We start from the raw sequence: 19,598 nt of genomic DNA on the forward strand, positions 1-19,598 counted from the left end.
GATGAAATTGGTACTACTGTCAGGAGGGTCGGGAAAAAGACTGTGGCCGCTGTCCAATGATTCGCGTTCGAAGCAGTTTTTGAAGGTGCTGCACGATCCGAAAGGGCGGCCGGAGTCGATGGTACAGCGGGTATGGCGGCAGCTTGGCGAAGCCGGATTGGCGGATTCCGCTTATTTGGCTACCGGGCGGGCGCAGGTTGAGATGATTCAGAGCCAGCTCGGCATGGAGGTGCCGATTATCGTCGAGCCGGAACGGAGGGACACGTTCCCCGCGATTGCCTTGACAGCCGCGTATCTTCACTCTGTCCAGAAGGTTTCGCCGGAGACGGCGGTGGCGATTTTGCCGGTCGATCCCTACGTGGAGGATGCGTTCTTTCACACGGTGGCGAAGCTGGAGGAAGCGTTGGCTGAAAGCGGAGCGAACCTGGCGCTGATCGGCGTAGTACCGAATCATCCATCGGAGAAATACGGATATATCATTCCAGAAACTGAGCCTGCGGAGACTGCCGGAGCACGGTATATGCCCGTCAGCCGTTTCCAGGAAAAGCCGACGGAAGCGGTGGCCAAGGAGCTGATTCAGCGGAAGGCCCTGTGGAACTGCGGCGTGTTCGCTTTCCGGCTCGGGTATTTGCTGGATATTTTGCGCGGAAAAGGGCTTCCGGTCCATTATGAAGAGCTGCAGAAGCAATACAAGCTTCTGGCGAAAATCAGCTTCGATTATGAAGTGGTGGAACGGGAAAGCGAAATCGTCGTTGTTCCCTACAACGGATATTGGAAAGACCTCGGCACGTGGAATACGCTGACGGAGGAAATGGCGACTCCGCAGCTTGGAAAAGGAATGATGACCTCCGATTCCGCCAGCACCTGTCTCATCAATGAGCTGGATATTCCCGTTGCGGTCATCGGGGCGCCGGATTTGATCGTCGCTGCAAGTCCCGACGGCATCCTGGTCACCCAAAAGGATGCAAGCCCGCGCATCAAAGAGGTGCTGGGGTCTTTCGAGCAAAGACCGATGTACGAGGAACGCCGGTGGGGACATTACCGGGTCGTCGACTATATCCAATATGATGACGGAAGAAAGGTGCTGACCAAGCGGATTTTCATCCATGCCGGCAGAAATATCAGCTACCAGTTGCACCATAAGCGGAGCGAAATATGGACGGTGGTCAGCGGAGAGGCCAAGGTCGTTCTGAACGAAAGAATGTACGAGGTTCGGGCCGGCGATGTTGTGCGGATTCCGGAGGGGACCAAGCACAGTATTTTTGCCGTCAGCGATGTGGAGTTTATCGAAGTTCAGACAGGCTCCGACCTGGTAGAGGAGGATATTGTCCGGATTTGCATGAATTGGAATGATATTGTGCTGCAGCAGTTTATTTCTTAATCAAACCCGTATCCAAAGGAATGGCAATACATACGGTATTCCGCTCAAGGAAAGGTGAGATCATGATACGAAGTACACGTATGTATCGTTTTATTTATCGAATTTTATCCATTTCCCTGCTGCTGTCTCTCTGCTCTTCATCGCTTGGAGCTCCTGCGTCCTGGGCTGCGATGATGATGAGCCCCGTTAATCCGAAGGTAACCAGGGAGGCGCGGGAGCTGCTGAACACCTTATATCACGTATCCGGGGAAAATATCATTGCAGGGCAGCACGACTATTTGGAAAGTCCGGACGATCAAAATAACAAACTGAATAAAATCAGCGGGCAATATGCCGGTCTGCACGGCTATGAGCTCGGCGCAATTTCGGGTCAAACCGAGGATCAGATCGCCCGGCAGCGCAGCAGTGTTGTTGACAGCGCCATACGCTGGTACAAAGCAGGCGGAATGGTCAGCATCACGTTCCACGAAAGCTTGCCCGGAACAGCTAAAGCCTGGTCTAACGTCCAGAAGTCCATCAGTCAATCGGAATTTGACAAGTACGTAACTCCAGGAACGGCAGAATACGGGAAGCTGATTCAGGATCTCGACAGTGTGGCTGCCTCCCTCAAGAAGCTTAGCGATGCCGGCGTTCCCGTTTTGTGGAGACCTTACCATGAGATGAACGGCGACTGGTTTTGGTGGGGGCAAAAAAATCATTTCAACAAGCTTTGGAATGTCATGTATGACCGTTTCGTCAATGTACACGGGCTGAACAATCTGCTGTGGGTATGGAGTCCCAACGCGCCAAACGGCTATGCTGAACCTTACTCCCTGTATTTTCCGGGTCTAGCCAAGGTGGATGTGCTTGCCATTGACATTTACAATAGCGATTTTCGGCAGTCCTACTACGACGGGTTGCTCAGCTTGGCGCAAGGCAAGCCGATTGCCATCGGCGAAAGCGGTGAGCTTCCCGATCTGGAGGCTCTTGAAATCACCCAGAATAAGTGGGCTTATATGATGACCTGGGGGAAAATGCTGACCGAGAACAACTCGGCATCCAGGATCAGTACGTTCATGAACAGCGGCTATGTTCTTTCCAGGGATAAGCTGGTGCTTGTACAACAAAATGTATCGTCGTTCGCGAAAGCGGCTGTTCCCTTGGAGAACGGCCTGTATGGGGAATATTTCTCAAACGCCAAGCTTTCTGGCGTCCCCATCATGCGAAAGGATGACAGCATTCAGTTCAATTGGCGAAACGGGTCTCCCGAATTATCAATTCCGAAGGACTTCTTCTCGGTGAGATGGACGGGAAAGATTCAGCCGCTCTACAGTGAAAAATACACGATCAGCACCCTGTCGGACGACGGAATTCGCGTCTGGATCGACGGCAATCTGATTATCGACAGCTGGTTCAGGCAAAGCTGGGTGGAGCGAAAGGGGAAGATTGATTTAAGTGCCGGACAGCTTTATGACATCAAAGTGGAATATTATGAGGCAAGGGGCGACAGCATGGTCAAATTGATGTGGGAGAGCCCGAGCCAGTCCAAAGAAATCGTCCCCCCCGGCGCGTTGTTCCAGCCCTTTAGCCATGTTCGGACACAAAAATAGGCAGCTGCCCTGCGCTTCCTGCGTTTTTTTCGCTAAAAAGGCTGCAGGCATTTAGAAGACGACCGGTTTCTTCTGCTCGTCGGCTGACAAATGTGAGGTGAATAACAAAATATGGTAATAGGGCGTATCTCAAAAGCTAAACTATTCATATTTTTGCTGGAACTCATCGGACTTATCGTCTTGTTATCTTTTACGGGCCGGGCTTCGACAACCGATCTCGCTTTGCTTAGCACGAAAGGCAATAATCCGCTTCTGTGGCAGCTCGGAACGGAAGACGGATCAGCGGAAGAATTTACGGGAAGCGGAAGTAATACGCATTCCGTCACTCTTGCCTCTAAAGGAGAGACCGCGGTTTCGGGATCAGTACCGTCCGGTCTGAACGGTTCCGTCAATCCGGTATTCCAAATTGAGTACAATCTCGAGAAGATCCCGAAATACGGGGTCTTGTTTCGGGTTAAAATCCTGAATGCCTATAAATCGGTACCGCAGATGGCTGTCTTCTCCAACGGTCAGCTCTCCGGGATTATTCAAATCGGGGGCGCGAGCGGCACCGGAAGCGGCTATTCGTTTGACAAGGCCTATGAGCTCTATATTCCCAAGGAACAGCTTCAGACCGGAAGCAATGAGCTGAAGCTTCAAACCGTACGGTGCCTTTATTGCTCCTCCGCCGAAGACCCTTATACCTGGTTGAGCTGGGATGATCTCAGTCTGGAAGCTTTGTCGGCTCCGGCTGATGAACCGATCCACGGAAGCTATGTGCTGACAGGTACGAATGTGAACAATTACGAATTTTATTACGATGAAGGAGCTGTCCGGCATCTGCCGTATATTCTGAAATGGCTGGGACTGGCTTACAGCGGAAATATGATGCGGGTCAGCTGCGCCAGTAATGTCGGCGATGCGTGTTCGAGCGTCGGGGACTATTACAAGGTGCTGAAGCAGTACAATACACAGGCTGTTGCCATGTACTTGTACACGGGCGACATCAAGCTTAACGCTGACGGTTCGCTGCCGGAGGCAGCCCGGCGGAAGCTGACGGATTATTTCAAAGCATACGGATCCTACTTCCAATATTACGAAGTGGATAATGAGCCGGGGCTGTTCAATCGCTCCAAAGCTGTCGATATGGAGGTTGCCCGCTGGCTTAACAAGCAAGGCAAGCAAATTGCACCCCACCTGAAGACGGTCGCTCCGGGCTGGGCCTACTGGCCGGCCTATTCGATCGACGCATGCCAGAACCAGAGCGGCCGTACGCGGACATGCGGAGATCCGGATGGCTGGGAAAGAGACCCGAAGCAGCGCCTTGAGCTGGAGCGCGTGACCGATTTGACGAACGGTCATGCCTACGGAAGCTCCTACGCCGATCCTGAAGGGGGAAGCCTCACGGAGAACCTGTTGACCTTTCAGGGCGCGAAAGATGCCTTTAGCAAGCAGATGCTGACGACGGAGTTCGGCACCTCGGATAGCCATACCGATCTGCCGGCCTATGGCGCTTCGAAGCCGCAGTCCGCGGCTTTCGACCGGATCATGCGCGCGCATATCGGCTTTGCCGACATGTTCATCCAGCACGCCGCTTTCTTTAAGGACTATTCCCTGTTTGCCAGTGGCTTTGACCTGTCGCAGCATAATCCGGCCAAAACCGAAATTTACGGTTTCAAATCCGGAGGCGATTCGCGGGTCGATATTATGAGAAGACTGACCCTGGCGTACGCGACTCACGGCAAGCCGCTTCCATACCAGGTCTTGAATACGGAGGAGACCCGGGATAAGCTGGTCTACGTGCGGGCGGTGGATACATCAACCCTTAAGCCGCTGGCGGGCTCAGGCGCCACGTCGAACAAGATACTGCTGAATTTCGTCAATTTCGAGAACTCCGCGCAGACGCTTAAGGTGAAGATGACCATGCCGGAGAAGCTCGTCTATGAAGGAGAACGGTTTGGTCCTGGGGAGACCTACGAACAGGCGAGAACGTATGTTACAGGACTTGAAGCGACACCGGATTTAACGTTTAACGTAACGCTCGGACCGGGAGAGGCTGTCCAATATATTTTGCAGCCCTCCTCTCTAGTCAAGGCTCAATCGCCTGCCTGGGTGCATGCTTCCGGAGACAATCGAGCAGGGGTGCTGGTGGAATGGGAGGAATCCGAAGGGGCGAAGAGTTATGATGTGCTTCGCTCCGATCGCCCCTCGGGGAGCTTTCAGACGATTGCGAGTGAGGTGAAGCAGACGGAGTATACGGATCACGATGTGGCGGAGGGTACGACCTACCGCTATGCGGTAAGGGCGAACGGTTCGGAAGCCATGTCAGTTCCTTCCTTAGTAACCTTTACCGGGGAAGCGGAGCTGGATCGCAAGGGATGGAAGGTCTCCTCCAATATAGACAGGGGCAAATCCGGCCCGCAGGGCGCTATTGACGGAAATCCGCGTACACGCTGGGATACGGCGAGCAACCAGACCCCCGGCTCCTATTATCAGATTGATCTGGGCGATTTGGAGCAGGTCGGCCGGATCACGCTGGAATATGCGAAATCGCCTTACGATTATCCCCGCCAGTATGAGGTTGATGTATCGGCGGACGGGATGAACTGGAAGCAGGCAGCAGTGGGCAAAGGAGAGAAAGAGAGGACGGACATTTCATTTGCGCAGGTAAGAGCCAGGTTCGTCCGCATCTCACAGAGAGGGACCGGGGGCAACTATTGGTCGATCCATGAGCTGCGGATGTATTCCGGAAAATGAGCAGGCGAAAGCTTGGATCAATACGGAAACCGGGAACTGCTACAGAACGTAACGCACAAATGCCCAGATGAGCGCAATCCATGCGGGAATGGAAATGATGAGACTCCAAAGGCAGCCTTTAGAAAAAGACGAGTTGTTGTTCTGTTCCATCACTGTTTCTCCAATCATCAGAAATATGGATCAGGTGAACCGGACAAGGTGAAGCTGTACCAATAACTTACCACAGGGGCGGGCAATTTTTCCATAGGCTGAGCAGGCCTTGGTGAATTTGCCGGCTTTATTGACGTCTTTGCCATAAGGCAAGCGGATCGGATCACACACGGCTTGCTCCCGAAAGCAGGCGCTTGTGGTCCGTTTTTGTGCCTGATCGCGCACTATGGGTGGAAAAAAATTGCAACATTTTCAAAAGTGAAACGTATTGCTGTTTAAATTGGCTTTCACTTCATTTCGGATGAAAAGGGGAGAGAGGATTGTTCGAAGCATTGAACGAGGGACTTGCTGAGGTCAAAGAACAGAGCTTGAAACAGGCAAAATGGGAGAAGCGTCTCACCTATTTGGAGCAGGAATTAGAGCGGCTTGAGACGTTTAGAACACATTGGGAAAAGAGACTGGCCGCCGAGGAACAAGATGTGGACAGACTGAAAGGCCTTTCTATTTCGGCATTTCTGTACGCGGTGGTCGGGAAAAAGGAGGAGAAGCTTAAGCAGGAGCAGGTGGAAGCGATCGAGGCAAAGCTGAAATACGAGGCGGCAGAGAGAGCCTTCAGGGAGGCGCGCCAGCAAATCGGCCAGCTCCGAGCCAGTCTGCAGGAAGTCCAAAACTGGAAAATCGAATATGACCGGATCTTTCAGACCAAAGAAACCCGGCTTCTCCAGGAGAATGGGGCACTTCGGGAAATGGCCGAGGAAGTGGCCGAATTGACCGCCCAGGACAAGGAACTGGGAGAGGCGATACGAGCAGGCGAGTCGGTCCGGTATGATTTAAGCCGGGCTAAAGAGAAGCTTGGCTCCGCCAAAAATTGGGGGACGTATGACATGCTCGGAGGCGGCATGATTTCTACCCATATCAAGCACAGCCGCGTTGACGAAGCGATGGAGCATATTTACGCTGCCGAAAGCGGCCTTCGCCGTTTCGAGGAAGAACTGGACGATGTAGGGGGAAATTGGCGGGCGGAATTTAACGTCAGCGAATTGCTGAAATTTTCGGATTATTTCTTCGATGGTCTCATTTCAGACTGGCTTGTGCAAGGAAGAATTAAGGAAACGCTGGACCAGGTGGAGAGCAAGCAGTCGGAAGTGGAGAGCATGGTGTCAGAGCTCGGGACAGTCCGGCAATCGGTGAATGCCAGACTGGTTAAGCTGCGGCAGCAGTATGTGCAGACGATCGAGCAATATGAATAATTGCATGTACCATTGATACGACAAGTATTCCTCGTAAAAGGATTGACAAACTTGACATATTCTTTATTGACGTTTACATTGTTGTGTGCAAATATGATTTAATTAAGACGTACGGGGAAATTTATGAAAACGAGGGCTTTGCAATGTTAAGTGAAACGATTTCTTTATATGAACAGATCAATATTGAGCATGCCATCAAGGGCGACCCGACCTCCAGCCTGGCTGAGGCGCTCCTTTGCCAAACCAAAGCCAAACTGTCTTATCTTGCGTCAGCATACAATGTGGCCGGCCGTTCCAAGATGAAGAAGGAGCAGCTTGCGGAGGCGCTTGTGGAGCGAATGAAGGATCCTGCGTCCATCAGGCCGGTTCTTCTCCTTGTTAAAGATGTGGAATGGAAGCTGTTCGAGACGCTGTTGCGCCAGCCTATGCTGCAAGACAATGGCTATCCTTACGGCTATTACGCCTATCTGCTGGAGCATGGCCTGGTCTTCACTTTTTACCAGGATAGCAAGCTGTATCTGGTGATGCCTGAGGAAATCAAGCACGCTTTCAACAAAATCGACCAGGCTGAATTCCGGAATACCCTGGCCAGATATCGTCTCATCCATGATTATGTATTGGCTTTAACGAATTTGTATGGCGCTTATAAGCCGGACAGGCTGGTGAACATATTTAACGCCCAGAACAAAGAGGTACCGCTTGGCGAGGATGAGTTTGCAGCTTGCCTGAATCATTTCCTGAATCGGGATGAATATTTTACCTGGCATGAAGGATACATTGTGGATATTTCGCTTGTGACTGATGAATCCGACGACGAGTTGAAGGCTCTTCTTTCAAATGTTGCAGGCAAACCCTATTACATTCCTGATCAGGATACACTTCTTAAGTACAAGGATGACAGCTATTTCGAAATCACGCCGCAGCTTAAGGCGCTTCGGAATTATGTGCTTCAAAACATGTGCCCCGACACTGAGATCGTTGACAATTTAGTAGATGATGTGCAGTTGGCATGCTCCATGGAAGCGAGCCTGCAAGAAATCATTTATGAATTTGAGAGACGGCAAATTCATTTTGACAGCATGGATCAGGCGCAGAAGGTAACCTCACTCATTGTGGATGTATACAACAACACGAGAAAATGGTCAAACGGAGGCCATACCCCGGCTGAGCTTAGCAAGCGATCTGGCCGTGCTGTAGTGAAGCCGCTGCATCAGGCCCATTATTTTCCGAATAAAAAAGAACAGGTCAGCGTGACCAAGATCGGCAGAAACGAGCCCTGCCCTTGCGGCAGCGGATTGAAATACAAGAAGTGCTGCGGTAAATAGACGAACTGAAGTCCAAAGCGACCCCTTTGTGTAAACAACGAAGGCGGTCGTTTTCTTTTTGTATTCTATGAAAAAAATTGGAAAATCCCATCAATTCGGGTTCCTGAGTCGTTATCTTAACGAGAACAACAAAACGCGGGAGTGAGTGGTGGGCTAATGGAAGCGAGCGATCTTTACGAAAAGCTGAAGGACGATGTGTACCGCTACGCAAGGTCAGCCTGCGCGGCATGAGCATGAAGCGAAGGATCTGGTGCAGGATGCCTTTATGAAGGCATTGCAGGAGCCGAAACTGGCCGGGCTACCGGACTACAAGCAGCGGGCCTGGTTCTTCAAAGTCATCAAAAATCGCATGATTGACATTAGCCGGCATGAGAAGCGGATCACTTCGTGGGATGAAGATTTGGATTTCGCGGTAATGCCCGCGGCAAGCCATCGTATGGAGGTCGCCGAGCTCCTTGGCCGCCTGCCTCAAGAGCTGAGCGATATCGTGTTCAAGCGCTACTGGCTTGGACTGTCCAGTCAGGAAATCGGACAACAGCTGGGGATGCCCGCAGCGACAGTCAGGTACAAGCTGCAAACCGCCATCAAAAAATTAAGAAAAGTATGGGAGGAAGATGTGAAATGAGCAAGCAAATCGGCAATGTCGGGGATACCAATACAGCACCGGTACTTTGCAACTGGGCGAGAATTATTTTGAACTGCTAAAGCAGCCGGAATATCTGTATGCCAACGGTGTGGTGATCATAGATAGAAATGTAAGCCTTGACACTTTTCAAAAGGGATTAGAGTGGCTGCACCTGATCGTCAATGGAGAAATATACAGCCCTTCGCATCTGGCCGGCGCTGTTACCGCCGCGCTAACAAAGGCGGGTGGGGATGCCGCCGAGATTCATATTTATGAGTATGCGCCGCCGCGTTTTGAAAAAGGGACGCTGCTGCTGACAAACGCCTATCTGGAGTCGGCGGAAGAGTCGCTTTATCTGGTGGTGAACGGTACGCTCCAGCTTTCGAAGGATTTGAATATGGAGCAATTTGCAGCCCAAATAGACCGCTTGTGCGTGAACGGCAAAGCGGTGGTATACGAAGAGCAATCCGCTTATTTTTATAAAAAAAATTCATCCTTCTCAAGCTGTTCCGTTCAATTGATCCCGGCGGGATACGAATTTCTGACCAAGCCGCTTCGCCTGAATGCCCGTTCCATCCGGCGTTTGAACGGCCACAAGCTGTTTACAAGAAAGCCGATTGTTATCGAAGCAGACGTATCCAGGGAAGCCCTCAGCCATGCGATTGCGGACATCAAGTCCTCGTCGTTCATTATTTGCAGCGAGGATGTCGAAGATCTTGCCTTTGAACGCTGCCCGGATCTGGATACGGAAATTCTGAGCTTTGAACATTCGTTCGTCTGGATTGAGGATGAAGAGACCTGGTCCAGGGATCAGTTTCTGGCATTGGATCAGCCTGTCAATTTTATCGTGAACGGCGAGCTGATTCTGGATGGCGATGTGACGGATGACGTACTCAAGGAAAAAATTCAGGCCATCGACCTTTTTGGCGAAATCATCATCCCGGAAAAAAGAATTAAAGCCGTTTTGTACCCTTATCTTCGCGTCAACTCTGGCGGTATTATAGAAAAGGGCACAGAAGAGGAGTTTCTAGGTATGGGTAATGTTGGAATGCTTTCGCTTTAAAAGAAATGAGGTTGATCATGATGTTATACATGAATAACGATGATATTGCCAAACAGCACTACAACAATGTTCGCGAGGAATTGGAGCGCTATAAAATGGCAGAGCATATGAGGCTTTTGAAAAGGGAGTCGGCCGGCTTGAATGGGGAAGCGCCAATCATCGCCCCCAAGCCGTCCCTCTTTGAACAGATCATCATGCTGGGGAGAAGAATGCTGTGATCGGTAATCGGAAGAGCGTTGTTATCCCAAGGTTAATGCGATCAAACAAGAAAGAGGAACCCGTTTTGGGGACAAACCCCGGGCGGGTTATTTTTTTGTTTTAATGGTATTATGATATCGAAAGAGTGCACAGGCAAAAATTAACAGAATAAGGTCGGCTGGAATAAAGCCGTTTTTTATTCGCTTGTATTAGGAGGTATACTTCGCTTTTAAGACGAGGGCTCGCTGGCATGCTGGAAGTGGTTTGAGCGCTTGCTGCAGTTCATGGATCAAATTCTCAAGACCTGGAATAGATTCGAACCGAAAAGGCCGCAAAATGCGGAGGTTTTAGAGCCAGGGGATATATTTGATTGAAAATTGAAGAGAGACGAAAACGGGGTGCTGATATGAAATTTAGAGCTTTTACATTGGATGATTTTGATTCCGTGATTGATTTATGGAAAAAGGCTGGTTTAATTCTTTCCCGCTCGGATACAATTGAAGGCCTACATAACAAGTTAAGAAGAGATCCCGAGTTGTTCTTTGTGGCGGAAGAAGATCGTCGGATCATTGGCGTTGTCATGGGAAGCTACGATGGAAGAAGAGGCTGGATCAACCATTTGGCGGTCGACCCTGAGTACCAAGGAAACAATATCGGGCAAGAAATGATCGGAGAACTGGAAAGACTCTTGAAGAAAGAGGGGTGCGAGAAGATCAATCTGCTGATTGAGCCAAGCAATCATAAAGTGCAGAGTTTCTATGAAAAACAAGGATATACAAGAGATGAATTAATATTTATGGAGAAGTGGATTTAGCTATTTTCTATATAATATAGATTCGAGAGAAGTGAAAAACTATTTTTTATCACTTCCCTCTCAGCGGATAGTTTTTATCTTTTGACACATAGATTATTTCATCAGGGAAGAATTTCTTGAAATATTTCTCGACCTTGAGATGAATATTCTTTTGGTACCAACCAGAAAGCTCATTCTCATTGAATAAAAAGGGCATACCTAAACGTTCGGATCGTTTTCCCATCGCACCATCACCTATATTAAGGGTATCAATATAAATTCGATCCACTATTCCATTCAAAAGTTTAGGAAAATCAGGAGTGAACGGTAACACTGGAGAAATTGCAGCCTGAGTGGCAATACCAGCATCGCATATTTTCTTCAGTGCTTTTAGCCGTAACTTAATTCCCGGAGCAACAGGAGAAAAAATTCGTCTAATATCCTCACGATCCGTTTCTATGGTCATGGATACAAGAACTTCACATTTTTTATTTAGATCAACTAACAAATCGAGATCTCTTGCAACAAGTGGACTCCGTGTTTGAATTTGAAGGAAATCAGGTGGATGATCCAACATTTCTTCCAAAATCTTACGAGTGATCCCCGCCTTACGTTCAATTGGTTGATAGGGATCTGTTGCCGAGGACATAAAAAGATTAATCGGTTTGTTTTTGAGACGAAGATTAGAGACTTCCTTTAGGTAAATAACCGCCGCATTCGTTTTGATGTCAAGCCAATCTCCCCAAGGAATATCTTTGAACTTCTGAATCGGCATTTCTCTCACGTAACAGTATTTGCAGGCAAAAGCGCAGCCGCTATAAGGATTTAAAGAATGCGTAAATCCAATATCCAAATAACCCTTAACTTCAGTAAGGATTTTCTTTGAAACAATGGCATTTATTTCGATCAGAGCTCTCCTCCTATACTTATTGATCCGTTCTACCCGTCAATGACGTGCTTCCTTTTATACCTTTTGGTTTTGTTAGTTCAAAGCTATACCTCACCATATCATGAATTTCAGGCTCTGGGAGTTCCCCATCTAAGATAAGAGTATTCCAATGCTCCTTGTTCATATGGTACCCGGGCTTTACTTCTTCAAAAAGGCCACGTAGAAAATGAGCCCTCTCCGGTTCGCATTTAAGGTTAACACATAAGTGTTCGTCATAATTGAAGATCAGTGCAAATATTTTCTTATTCCCGTTGTGCCGAATTGCAGTCCATCCTTCTCCAAAAGGATGGTCTTCATAAGAGCTTGGATAGGATAGACAGTAATCTATCATTTCATCTTTAGTCATCGTAAATTCACTCCATACCTCATTATTTTTATATCAGAACATGATTCGTTCAAACTATGATTTGCTGTTTCTTTTATACCATTCCGAGATTTCTTCAAGTCTTTGTTTGAACTTAGCTTCTGAACCTTCAGTTGTTGGATGGTAATACTCATGCCCTATTAACGAATCTGGCATCGTCTGCATTGTCGTTAATTTTTCTTCTGTATCATGAGCATATTTATATCCCTTGCCGGTGCAGGGAATATTACCTTTTCACATGTGAGTGATCCGTGTTGTTCTGCTTCTTAGTTTATCTGTTCATTAGTATAGTCGAAAGAAAAATACTTCCATTTCTATTAATTAGTCTAATTAGTAATAGAGCTGGCGAAGCGATGATTGTATCCGTTTACCCTAAGGAAGTATAATGGGAATAGCTGGACAAATTGAATATCCGAGGAGGCTCGAAGAAACCCATGAATTACAGAACATTGGGCAGAACAGGACTCAAAGTATCGGAAATCGGCTATGGAGCATGGGGAATTGGCAAAACGGCATGGATTGGCGCCGACGATGACGAATCGCTGAAGGCGCTTAACCGCTCCATTGATTTGGGGCTCAATTTTATCGACACAGCGCTTGTTTATGGGGACGGGCATAGCGAGAAGCTTGTCGGGCAAGTTGTCCGCGAGCGGACGAAGGACATTGTTGTGGCTTCCAAAATTCCGCCGAAGAACAGACAGTGGCCCGCTCGCGCCGGTGTACTTGCAGACGAGGCATTTACGGCCGAGTATGTCATTTCCAGCACAGAGCAAAGCCTTCGCAACCTGGGGCTTGAAACGATTGATGTCCAGCAATTTCATGTTTGGTCCGACGAGTGGATCGGGCAAGGGGACTGGCTTGATGGGGTGCAGAAGCTGAAAGAGCAGGGAAAAATCCGCTTCTTCGGCGTTTCCATCAATGACTACCAGCCGAGCAATGCGATCAAGCTGATTGAAACCGGCGTCGTAGATACGGTGCAGGTCATTTACAATATTTTTGAGCAGAGTCCGGAAGACGAACTGCTCTCTGCATGCGAGAAGCATAACATTGGCGTTATTGTCCGGGTTGCGCTCGATGAAGGCGGATTAACCGGAACGATAACGCCAGATACGGTTTTTAGCGAAGGCGATTTTCGTAATTCTTATTTCAGGGGTGACCGTAAGCAGCAGGTTTACGACCGGGTCCTTCAAATCACGAAGGATCTGGGAATCTCGGCGGACGAGATGGCCGAAACGGCGCTGCGCTACGTCCTTAGCCATCCTGCAGTGTCAACGGTCATTCCGGGCATGCGATCGGTCCGGAATGTGGAACGGAACGTGAAGGTTGGCGATGGGCGGGGTCTTCCTAATGACCAGCTTGTCAAGCTTAAGCCGCACCGCTGGATCCGCAATTTTTATAGCTGATTCCAAGTGAATAGAGCAAAGTATTCAAAACAGCAAGCTTCCACTTTCGGGGCTTGCTGTTTTGTGCTTATGTGCATGAATGGAAGCTGAAGTCGGATAAGGGTGTGGATTGTGCCCTACAGGCCTCGCGTGTAATCGCCAAGGATCCCGACGAGGATCCGCTTCGTGCTCTAGCCATGGCGCAAGCGCTGGGTTTTGCTGTCCGTCTCCAGAATTTGACGGAACAACAGGGCAAGCTTCAATTGAAGCAAATCGCTGATCTTTTTGAAATCGATGTCCAGCAATTCTCCAACCTTCTCCAAACGATACAGCACCGTATTTCTGTGAAGGAACAACTGTCTGGCCGTATCGTTAATATTTCCTTCGTTCAGGATGTAAGCTTCCAGCGTAGTAAACATCTCGCCCGCATATTCGGGGTCTTTCTCAAGCAAGGGGAGAAACAAATTGTTGCTGTAGTCGGCCAGTGCCTTTCTAGGAATATGCCGAAACAAAAAGCTGAGCTCCAGGTCCGAGAAGAGTATGACCGTGGGAGCCGGTTCGACGGGCAGATTTTCGCTGATCCTTGCGGCGTGTCTACATTCCTCGTATGCCTCAAGAACATGGATCAGCTTCAGCTTCGGATTGCTGACATAACTGTGAAAGCCCGAATCCGGCAAATTATGCAGCACTTCGCCGAAAGCCTCGACGATATGCTGAATGAGGGTGGAAACGGCAAGCTTGTCTGCTCGGAGCGCAAAGAGAGAAACCATTTCGTTCTCGAGCACAAGATGATGGGAATCGATATTAGACAGATAGGGATGATAGAGCAGCTCCCGGCGGATTTTCCGTAGGCCTTGCAGGGTTGGCGGCTTCTGCAGTCCCGGCATGAGAGAGGTTGTCACGCACAGGTGAACAGCGCCCTGGTAGTCGTCTTTCAGCACAGTTCGGGTTTGCTCCATGAATTGTTCGGGGGAGATCTTCCGCTGCAAATAGCGCTCCAAAATTAAGGTCCACTGGTATCCGGCAACGGACTGCCGCTCGTCCTGAAAGCGGTCCATGTGGAACGAAATAATTTCGGCGGCCTGATGGAACAGCCCCTCTTCTTCCTGAATGGCGGACGTATGGACAGGCATGATAACAAGGAAGCCGCAGCACTCTCCTTCCTGCAGAAGCGGCACACTGCAGCGCCATCCGCTGAGCGTGCGGGTTTTATCAAATTTGGTGGCCCATGGCCAGTCCCGGAGCACTTCGCTTTCCGGCCAGTCGCAGGTGCTGTGCAGAATTTGGCCTTGCGATCCGATGACGACCATGGGGTGGGCCAGAATTTCGCCAATCCGCTCAAAAAAGCTTGAGGTTTCACCGGGCTCAATGGCGAACCGCATTAGCCTTTTCTGCTTGTCAAGCGCATCATGAAGCTTCTTGGTGCTTCTCTCAATTTCAGCCTGGACAAGCGCGTTCATCTGATCCGCGAAGGTAAATTCGTAGGGCAGTTCAATGAGCGGAAAATGGAGTCGATTCGCTTCTTCAATAGCGATGTCGGGGATCTCCTTCCAATACCGTCCCAGCTTAATGCCAAGGCCTGCAGCCTTCCGGTTACTCAGGATTTGGATGAGATGAACGAAGTCCTCAGGCGTATCCTTGATGGCAAAAGCGGTTGTAAACAGCATTTCCCCTTCCTTTACCCAATCGGATATATCCGGCGCGTCCATGATATTGACGGACTTGATGACTCTCCCCGAGCCGCTTGCGCCGGCTGCAATTCTGGAACGGGACAGAGGATATATGCGGAGAGCTTCTTCTATGGTGAGACGCATTTCTCAGGTTCCCCCCTCACGTGATGTAGCTATCCTTTCTCCATCGCAAACCGCTTCGCGTCAATAATCGGTTGAAACGGCTTCAAGCATGGCGTCGGCCATTTGGCGCGTGACTCTTTCATATATCCGCTGCCCGATTTCAGCGGTGGACGGCGCCGGGTCTCCAATGACTCCCGTTTCGGACAGATCCCGGGTCGCCCAGGCGAGACCGATGTTTCCGCCAAGCCCGAAGCAGGAGCATTCGGCAGCCTTCGGATATTCGGAGCGGTAACGATCCTGCTTCACCCAATCCGGCTTTATGGCGAGGACAAGCGAGGTCTCCAAAGCACCGCCGTGAATGCCGTACTCCATTTCCCTTTCTGTGATCTCCGCATCTTGATAGAGTCCTCCCGTATTGATGAAGAACACCTGCAGCCCCAGCTCTACACGGGCATCCCGGGCGGCCAGCGTGATGATTTCGGGATTGCCGCCATGGCTGTTGACAATCATAAGCTTCTTCCAGCCGTCTGCATGCATGCAGCGCATCAAGTCGGACAGAACAGCCTGCATCGCAGCGGTTGAGAGCGAGAATGTGCCGGGGAATCCCGCGTGCTCGTTGCTTTTCCCATAGGAAATCGGGGGAAGCAGCCAGATGGAAGCATCCTTGGGCAGCAAATCCAGCGCACCGGTGATCAAGGCTTCGTTCAGCAGCGAATCCGTAAACACCGGCAGATGCAGGCCGTGCTGTTCAACGGAAGCGACCGGCAGGATCAGCAGCGCTTTCTCTTTTGAAATATCGGCGATTTGCTCTGTGGTAAGTGCCGGGAGAAAGCGATCGTTCCACACGCTTCCTTCATATCGGGTATTCATAAATGCGCTCCTTTCAGCATGCCGCCAAGATTCAAATCTCTATTATTTCACTAGATTCTCCCACTATATGTGTTAAAAAATATAACACTAAAGCAGGGTGATTTCACTTGTTTTCATATTTTTCAGTCACATTTTAGACAAAAAACCAATCGTTTTTGGTTTTTTCAGATCCGTATCCAAATTGGTGTCAGGTTAATTGACGGGGAAATCCGGAGTTCTTTATACTTCTCCTCAAAACCTAACATTCAAATATCAAGGAGGGCTACTAGTGAAAAGGATCAGAAACCATCGTCAAGTTGTCATGTCATTTGTTCTGGCCATGCTGATGCTGCTTGTGTCTGCTTGTGGAAGTAAAAGTTCGGATGGAAGCGCGCCATCGTCTTCGGCAGCGCCTTCGGAAACGTCATCAGCGGCTGCCAGCGATAATGACCAGCCTTATAAAGGGGAGAAACTGGTTGTTGGCGTTTGGGGAGGATCCTACGGCGATACGATCAAGAAATATGTGGCCGGACCGCTTGAAGCCAAGGGCGCGAAAGTCGAGCTTGTGCTTGGCGGAACCGGGGACAGGCTTTCCAAGTTGTATGCCGAAAAGGGCAATCCGTCCATGGACGTAGCTTTCCTTAATCTTTATGAAGCCAAAAAGGCCATCGAAGACGGTGTCGGAGAGCCCGTAGACAAGACCCTTCCCAATTTCCCGCAGCTGTATCCCGCAGCCCAAGAGAACGGGTACGGCATGACTTTTATGGGACTTGGCATTGTGTACAACAAAGACCTGGTCAAGGAGCCGATCAAGGAATGGTCCGACTTGTGGCGGGCGGACCTGAAAGGGAAAATCGCTTTTCCGACCTATCCCGGCTTTGAGGGAGACGCGCTCATTGCCATGGCCGGCAAAGCTTTCGAAAAAACCGAGAAGGACGATCAGGCCAACTTTGACAAGCTCAAGGAGCTGACGCCGGTGCCTATGACCTATTCCAATCTGGATGAGCTGTTTCTGGAAATGAAGAACGGAAGCGTGCTTGCTGCACCGATCTTTAACAGCTATGCGAACGAATATATCAAGAAAGGCTATCCGGTCGAGTTTGTCTCGCCAAACAGTCCCGGACCGGTCATGGCCAAGGATACCATTGTCATTGCGAAGGGCACGAAGCATGAAGCGCTGGCGAAGGAGTTTGTCAATCTCGCGATCGGACTGGAAACCCAGCAGCATTTTGCAGAAGACCTGTTCTTCGGTCCGACGAACAAGGAAGTGAAAGTGTCCGATGATTTGGCCAAGCAAATCGTCTATGGCGAAGATGCGGTCAGCAAGCTGGAAATTTTGGATTGGAATTATATCATCTCCAAACGTTCCGAGTGGACTCAGAAATGGAACACTGAAATCCTCGCAAAATGATGGTAGTACCCGTAAAGGAGGGGAGACGGATGAAGGAGACGGCGGAGGAGTCACGAACGCTTCAAAAGCTCAGACGCAGACAGGCGTGGTCCGGTGCGGCCCTCCTGTCTCCCGCACTATTCATTTACTCAGTCGTCTTTATGATTCCCGCGCTGGTTCTGCTTATAGGCAGCTTCCAAGCGAACCAGCCGGAGAAGAAAATGTGGGAGCGGGGATGGGCGCTAACCAGCTTCTCCCGCTTTTTCTCCGACCCTTATTTTATCAAGGTGATCGGAGTCACGCTGCTGATGGGCGTCGTTGTGGTCTTCTTTTCGCTTATGATCGGGTATTTGCTCGCCTATCACATTTACAAGGCCAAATCGCTGGCCAAAACGACCTGGATTACCGTGGTGCTGACTCCCCTGTTCAGCGGCGCGCTGCTTCAATCGCTGGGGTGGTATTTGCTGCTGGCCCGTTACGGACCCATTAACGTATTGTTAAGAGACACCGGGATTCTCACGAAACCCTTCAACTTCCTGGGAACGTACGGCGCCGTTACGATTGCGCTTGTACACGGGTTTCTGCCGTTTATGGTGCTGTCCATCGTCAATTCGCTTCGCTCCATTCCGGCGAATTTGCTTGACGCGGCGGCCAGCCTTGGCGCAAACAAGTTCACGGCCTTCGTTAGAGTGACTCTCCCGCTTACGAAGGGGGGAATGGCAGCAGGCAGCGTGCTTGTATTCGGAGGCACGATCGGCTCTTTCGCCACTCCCGGCATCGTTGGACAGGGTAAAATCCAGCTCTTGGCCCAAATCATTTACCAGCAGGCCATTCAGGTCTTTGACTGGTCCTTTGCTTCGGCCATTTCACTCGTCCTGCTGCTGGTGCTTGCTACCGTGCTGGTTCTAACCCGTTTGGCAGGCCGTAAAGGGAGGGAAGCTTGATGAAGTCAACAGCCGGTAGCCAGATTCCCCATAGAATCCTCGCGGTACTTTACCGCATCGCCGTCTATTTGGCATTTGCGTTCGTCCTGGCGCCTATGCTGCTCATGATGCTCGTTGCTTTCAATAAAGCCGATTTTTTCTCTTTTCCGCTTGAAGGATTCAGCTTCCGCTGGTTCAAAGAGATGGCCGAAAATAGCGAGTACCGCAGCTCCATCATGGCCAGTCTGAAGCTGTCTTTATTCGCCACTCTGCTTTCGCTGGCTATTTCCATGCCGGCAGCCTTGTCCCTGCGGACCAGGAGCAAGCAGTGGGTAGAGTCCGTACTGGTTGCGCCGCTGTTTTTTCCGCTGGTCATCTGGTCGCTCGGCCTGCTGCAATTTTACGGCATGATCGGTCTGTCCGGATCGTTTCTTTCTCTTTTAATGGCTCACACGGTCATGATTACGCCGTTTATTTTCCGGATCATCATCCAGAGTCTGCGCGAGGGCAATCCGAAGCTGGAGGAGGCGGCGTACAGCCTTGGGGCCGGAAAATGGACAACATTCCGTAAAATCACCCTGCCGCTGATTGTTCCCGGCATCCTCGTCGGCGCGGTGTTCGGCTATCTGATGTCTTTTACCGATGTCACGCTCACGCTGTTTATTTCCAGTTCCGGTTCGCCAACCTTCCCGGTTCGCGTCTACTCGGAGCAGCGCAGCGAGGGCCTCAACCAGATCGTGCTGGCCTGGTCGGCGATCATTACGCTGGTGATCTTTATTTTGTCGCTGATCGGCGAAAAATTGGCCGGTTGGTCCCGCTATTTCTAATCCATTACTTT

At 50.1% G+C, this 19,598-nt stretch carries 18 protein-coding genes; 13 read left to right on the forward strand and 5 right to left on the reverse strand.

All coding sequences use genetic code 11. The features are described from left to right. Position 1 precedes the first annotated feature (1 nt). The 9 genes from K7397_RS05375 (at position 2) to K7397_RS05415 (ending at position 11,131) form a co-directional block, all read left to right on the forward strand. The gene (locus tag K7397_RS05375; protein WP_223066978.1) at positions 2–1,381 is read left to right on the forward strand and encodes a sugar phosphate nucleotidyltransferase; all 1,380 of its coding nucleotides are present in this window, start codon (positions 2–4) and stop codon (positions 1,379–1,381) included. A gap of 62 nt (positions 1,382–1,443) precedes the next feature. Then, positions 1,444–2,970, forward strand: a complete 1,527-nt coding sequence (locus K7397_RS05380; RefSeq protein WP_223066920.1) for a glycosyl hydrolase — start codon at positions 1,444–1,446, stop codon at positions 2,968–2,970. Between the two features lie 111 nt (positions 2,971–3,081). Next, a complete protein-coding gene (locus K7397_RS05385) occupies positions 3,082–5,706 on the forward strand; it encodes a discoidin domain-containing protein (protein ID WP_223066921.1) in 2,625 nt (874 codons plus the stop codon). Between the two features lie 470 nt (positions 5,707–6,176). Continuing rightward, positions 6,177–7,106, forward strand: a complete 930-nt coding sequence (locus K7397_RS05390) for a hypothetical protein (protein ID WP_223066922.1) — start codon at positions 6,177–6,179, stop codon at positions 7,104–7,106. A 143-nt stretch (positions 7,107–7,249) separates the two neighbouring features. Continuing rightward, positions 7,250–8,431 (forward strand): SEC-C metal-binding domain-containing protein, encoded by a 1,182-nt coding sequence (locus tag K7397_RS05395; RefSeq protein WP_223066923.1) that lies wholly within the window; start codon positions 7,250–7,252, stop codon positions 8,429–8,431. 193 nt (positions 8,432–8,624) lie between these two features. Beyond that, positions 8,625–9,056 carry an RNA polymerase sigma factor gene (locus tag K7397_RS05400; RefSeq protein WP_237690692.1) on the forward strand — a complete coding sequence of 144 codons (432 nt, stop codon included), beginning with the start codon at positions 8,625–8,627 and terminating at the stop codon, positions 9,054–9,056. 46 nt (positions 9,057–9,102) lie between these two features. Beyond that, entirely contained in the window at positions 9,103–10,119 is a 1,017-nt protein-coding gene (locus K7397_RS05405) for a hypothetical protein (RefSeq protein WP_223066924.1), read from the forward strand. A 17-nt stretch (positions 10,120–10,136) separates the two neighbouring features. Next, positions 10,137–10,337 (forward strand): hypothetical protein, encoded by a 201-nt coding sequence (locus tag K7397_RS05410; protein WP_223066925.1) that lies wholly within the window; start codon positions 10,137–10,139, stop codon positions 10,335–10,337. A gap of 350 nt (positions 10,338–10,687) precedes the next feature. Continuing rightward, the gene (locus K7397_RS05415) at positions 10,688–11,131 is read left to right on the forward strand and encodes a GNAT family acetyltransferase (protein WP_237690693.1); all 444 of its coding nucleotides are present in this window, start codon (positions 10,688–10,690) and stop codon (positions 11,129–11,131) included. A gap of 49 nt (positions 11,132–11,180) precedes the next feature. Here K7397_RS05415 and K7397_RS05420 read toward each other — a convergent pair whose 3' ends face one another. From K7397_RS05420 to K7397_RS05430, 3 genes are read right to left on the reverse strand one after another with little or no spacing between them, the layout of a single operon-like run. Beyond that, a complete protein-coding gene (locus K7397_RS05420) occupies positions 11,181–12,017 on the reverse strand; it encodes an SPL family radical SAM protein (RefSeq protein WP_223066980.1) in 837 nt (278 codons plus the stop codon). Positions 12,018–12,036: 19 nt separating this feature from the next. Beyond that, entirely contained in the window at positions 12,037–12,405 is a 369-nt protein-coding gene (locus tag K7397_RS05425) for an MmcQ/YjbR family DNA-binding protein (RefSeq protein ID WP_223066926.1), read from the reverse strand. 54 nt (positions 12,406–12,459) lie between these two features. Continuing rightward, a complete protein-coding gene (locus K7397_RS05430) occupies positions 12,460–12,648 on the reverse strand; it encodes an AAA family ATPase (protein WP_337926679.1) in 189 nt (62 codons plus the stop codon). A gap of 209 nt (positions 12,649–12,857) precedes the next feature. Between K7397_RS05430 and K7397_RS05435 the strand changes: the two genes are divergently transcribed. Further along, complete coding sequence (locus tag K7397_RS05435) at positions 12,858–13,826, forward strand: aldo/keto reductase (RefSeq protein WP_223066927.1); 969 nt, start codon at positions 12,858–12,860, stop codon at positions 13,824–13,826. 170 nt (positions 13,827–13,996) lie between these two features. Here K7397_RS05435 and K7397_RS05440 read toward each other — a convergent pair whose 3' ends face one another. Then, a complete protein-coding gene (locus K7397_RS05440; protein WP_223066928.1) occupies positions 13,997–15,619 on the reverse strand; it encodes a PucR family transcriptional regulator in 1,623 nt (540 codons plus the stop codon). Positions 15,620–15,679: 60 nt separating this feature from the next. Further along, entirely contained in the window at positions 15,680–16,468 is a 789-nt protein-coding gene (locus K7397_RS05445) for a creatininase family protein (protein WP_223066929.1), read from the reverse strand. A gap of 268 nt (positions 16,469–16,736) precedes the next feature. Here K7397_RS05445 and K7397_RS05450 point away from each other — a divergent pair, with 268 nt between their 5' ends. The 3 genes from K7397_RS05450 to K7397_RS05460 are packed head-to-tail and all read left to right on the forward strand — an operon-like array spanning position 16,737 to position 19,587. Beyond that, positions 16,737–17,858, forward strand: coding sequence for an extracellular solute-binding protein (locus K7397_RS05450; RefSeq protein WP_223066930.1), 1,122 nt, complete (start codon positions 16,737–16,739; stop codon positions 17,856–17,858). A gap of 29 nt (positions 17,859–17,887) precedes the next feature. Next, positions 17,888–18,781: an ABC transporter permease gene (locus K7397_RS05455; protein ID WP_223066931.1), complete on the forward strand. Its 894-nt coding sequence runs from the start codon at positions 17,888–17,890 to the stop codon at positions 18,779–18,781. Beyond that, the gene (locus K7397_RS05460; protein WP_223066932.1) at positions 18,781–19,587 is read left to right on the forward strand and encodes an ABC transporter permease; all 807 of its coding nucleotides are present in this window, start codon (positions 18,781–18,783) and stop codon (positions 19,585–19,587) included. Before K7397_RS05455 ends, K7397_RS05460 begins: the two co-directional genes overlap by 1 nt. The last annotated feature ends 11 nt before the right edge of the window (positions 19,588–19,598 follow it).

It is taken from the genome of Paenibacillus caui, from assembly GCF_019904135.1.
GTDB classification, from domain to species: Bacteria; Bacillota; Bacilli; order Paenibacillales; family Paenibacillaceae; genus Fontibacillus; species Fontibacillus caui.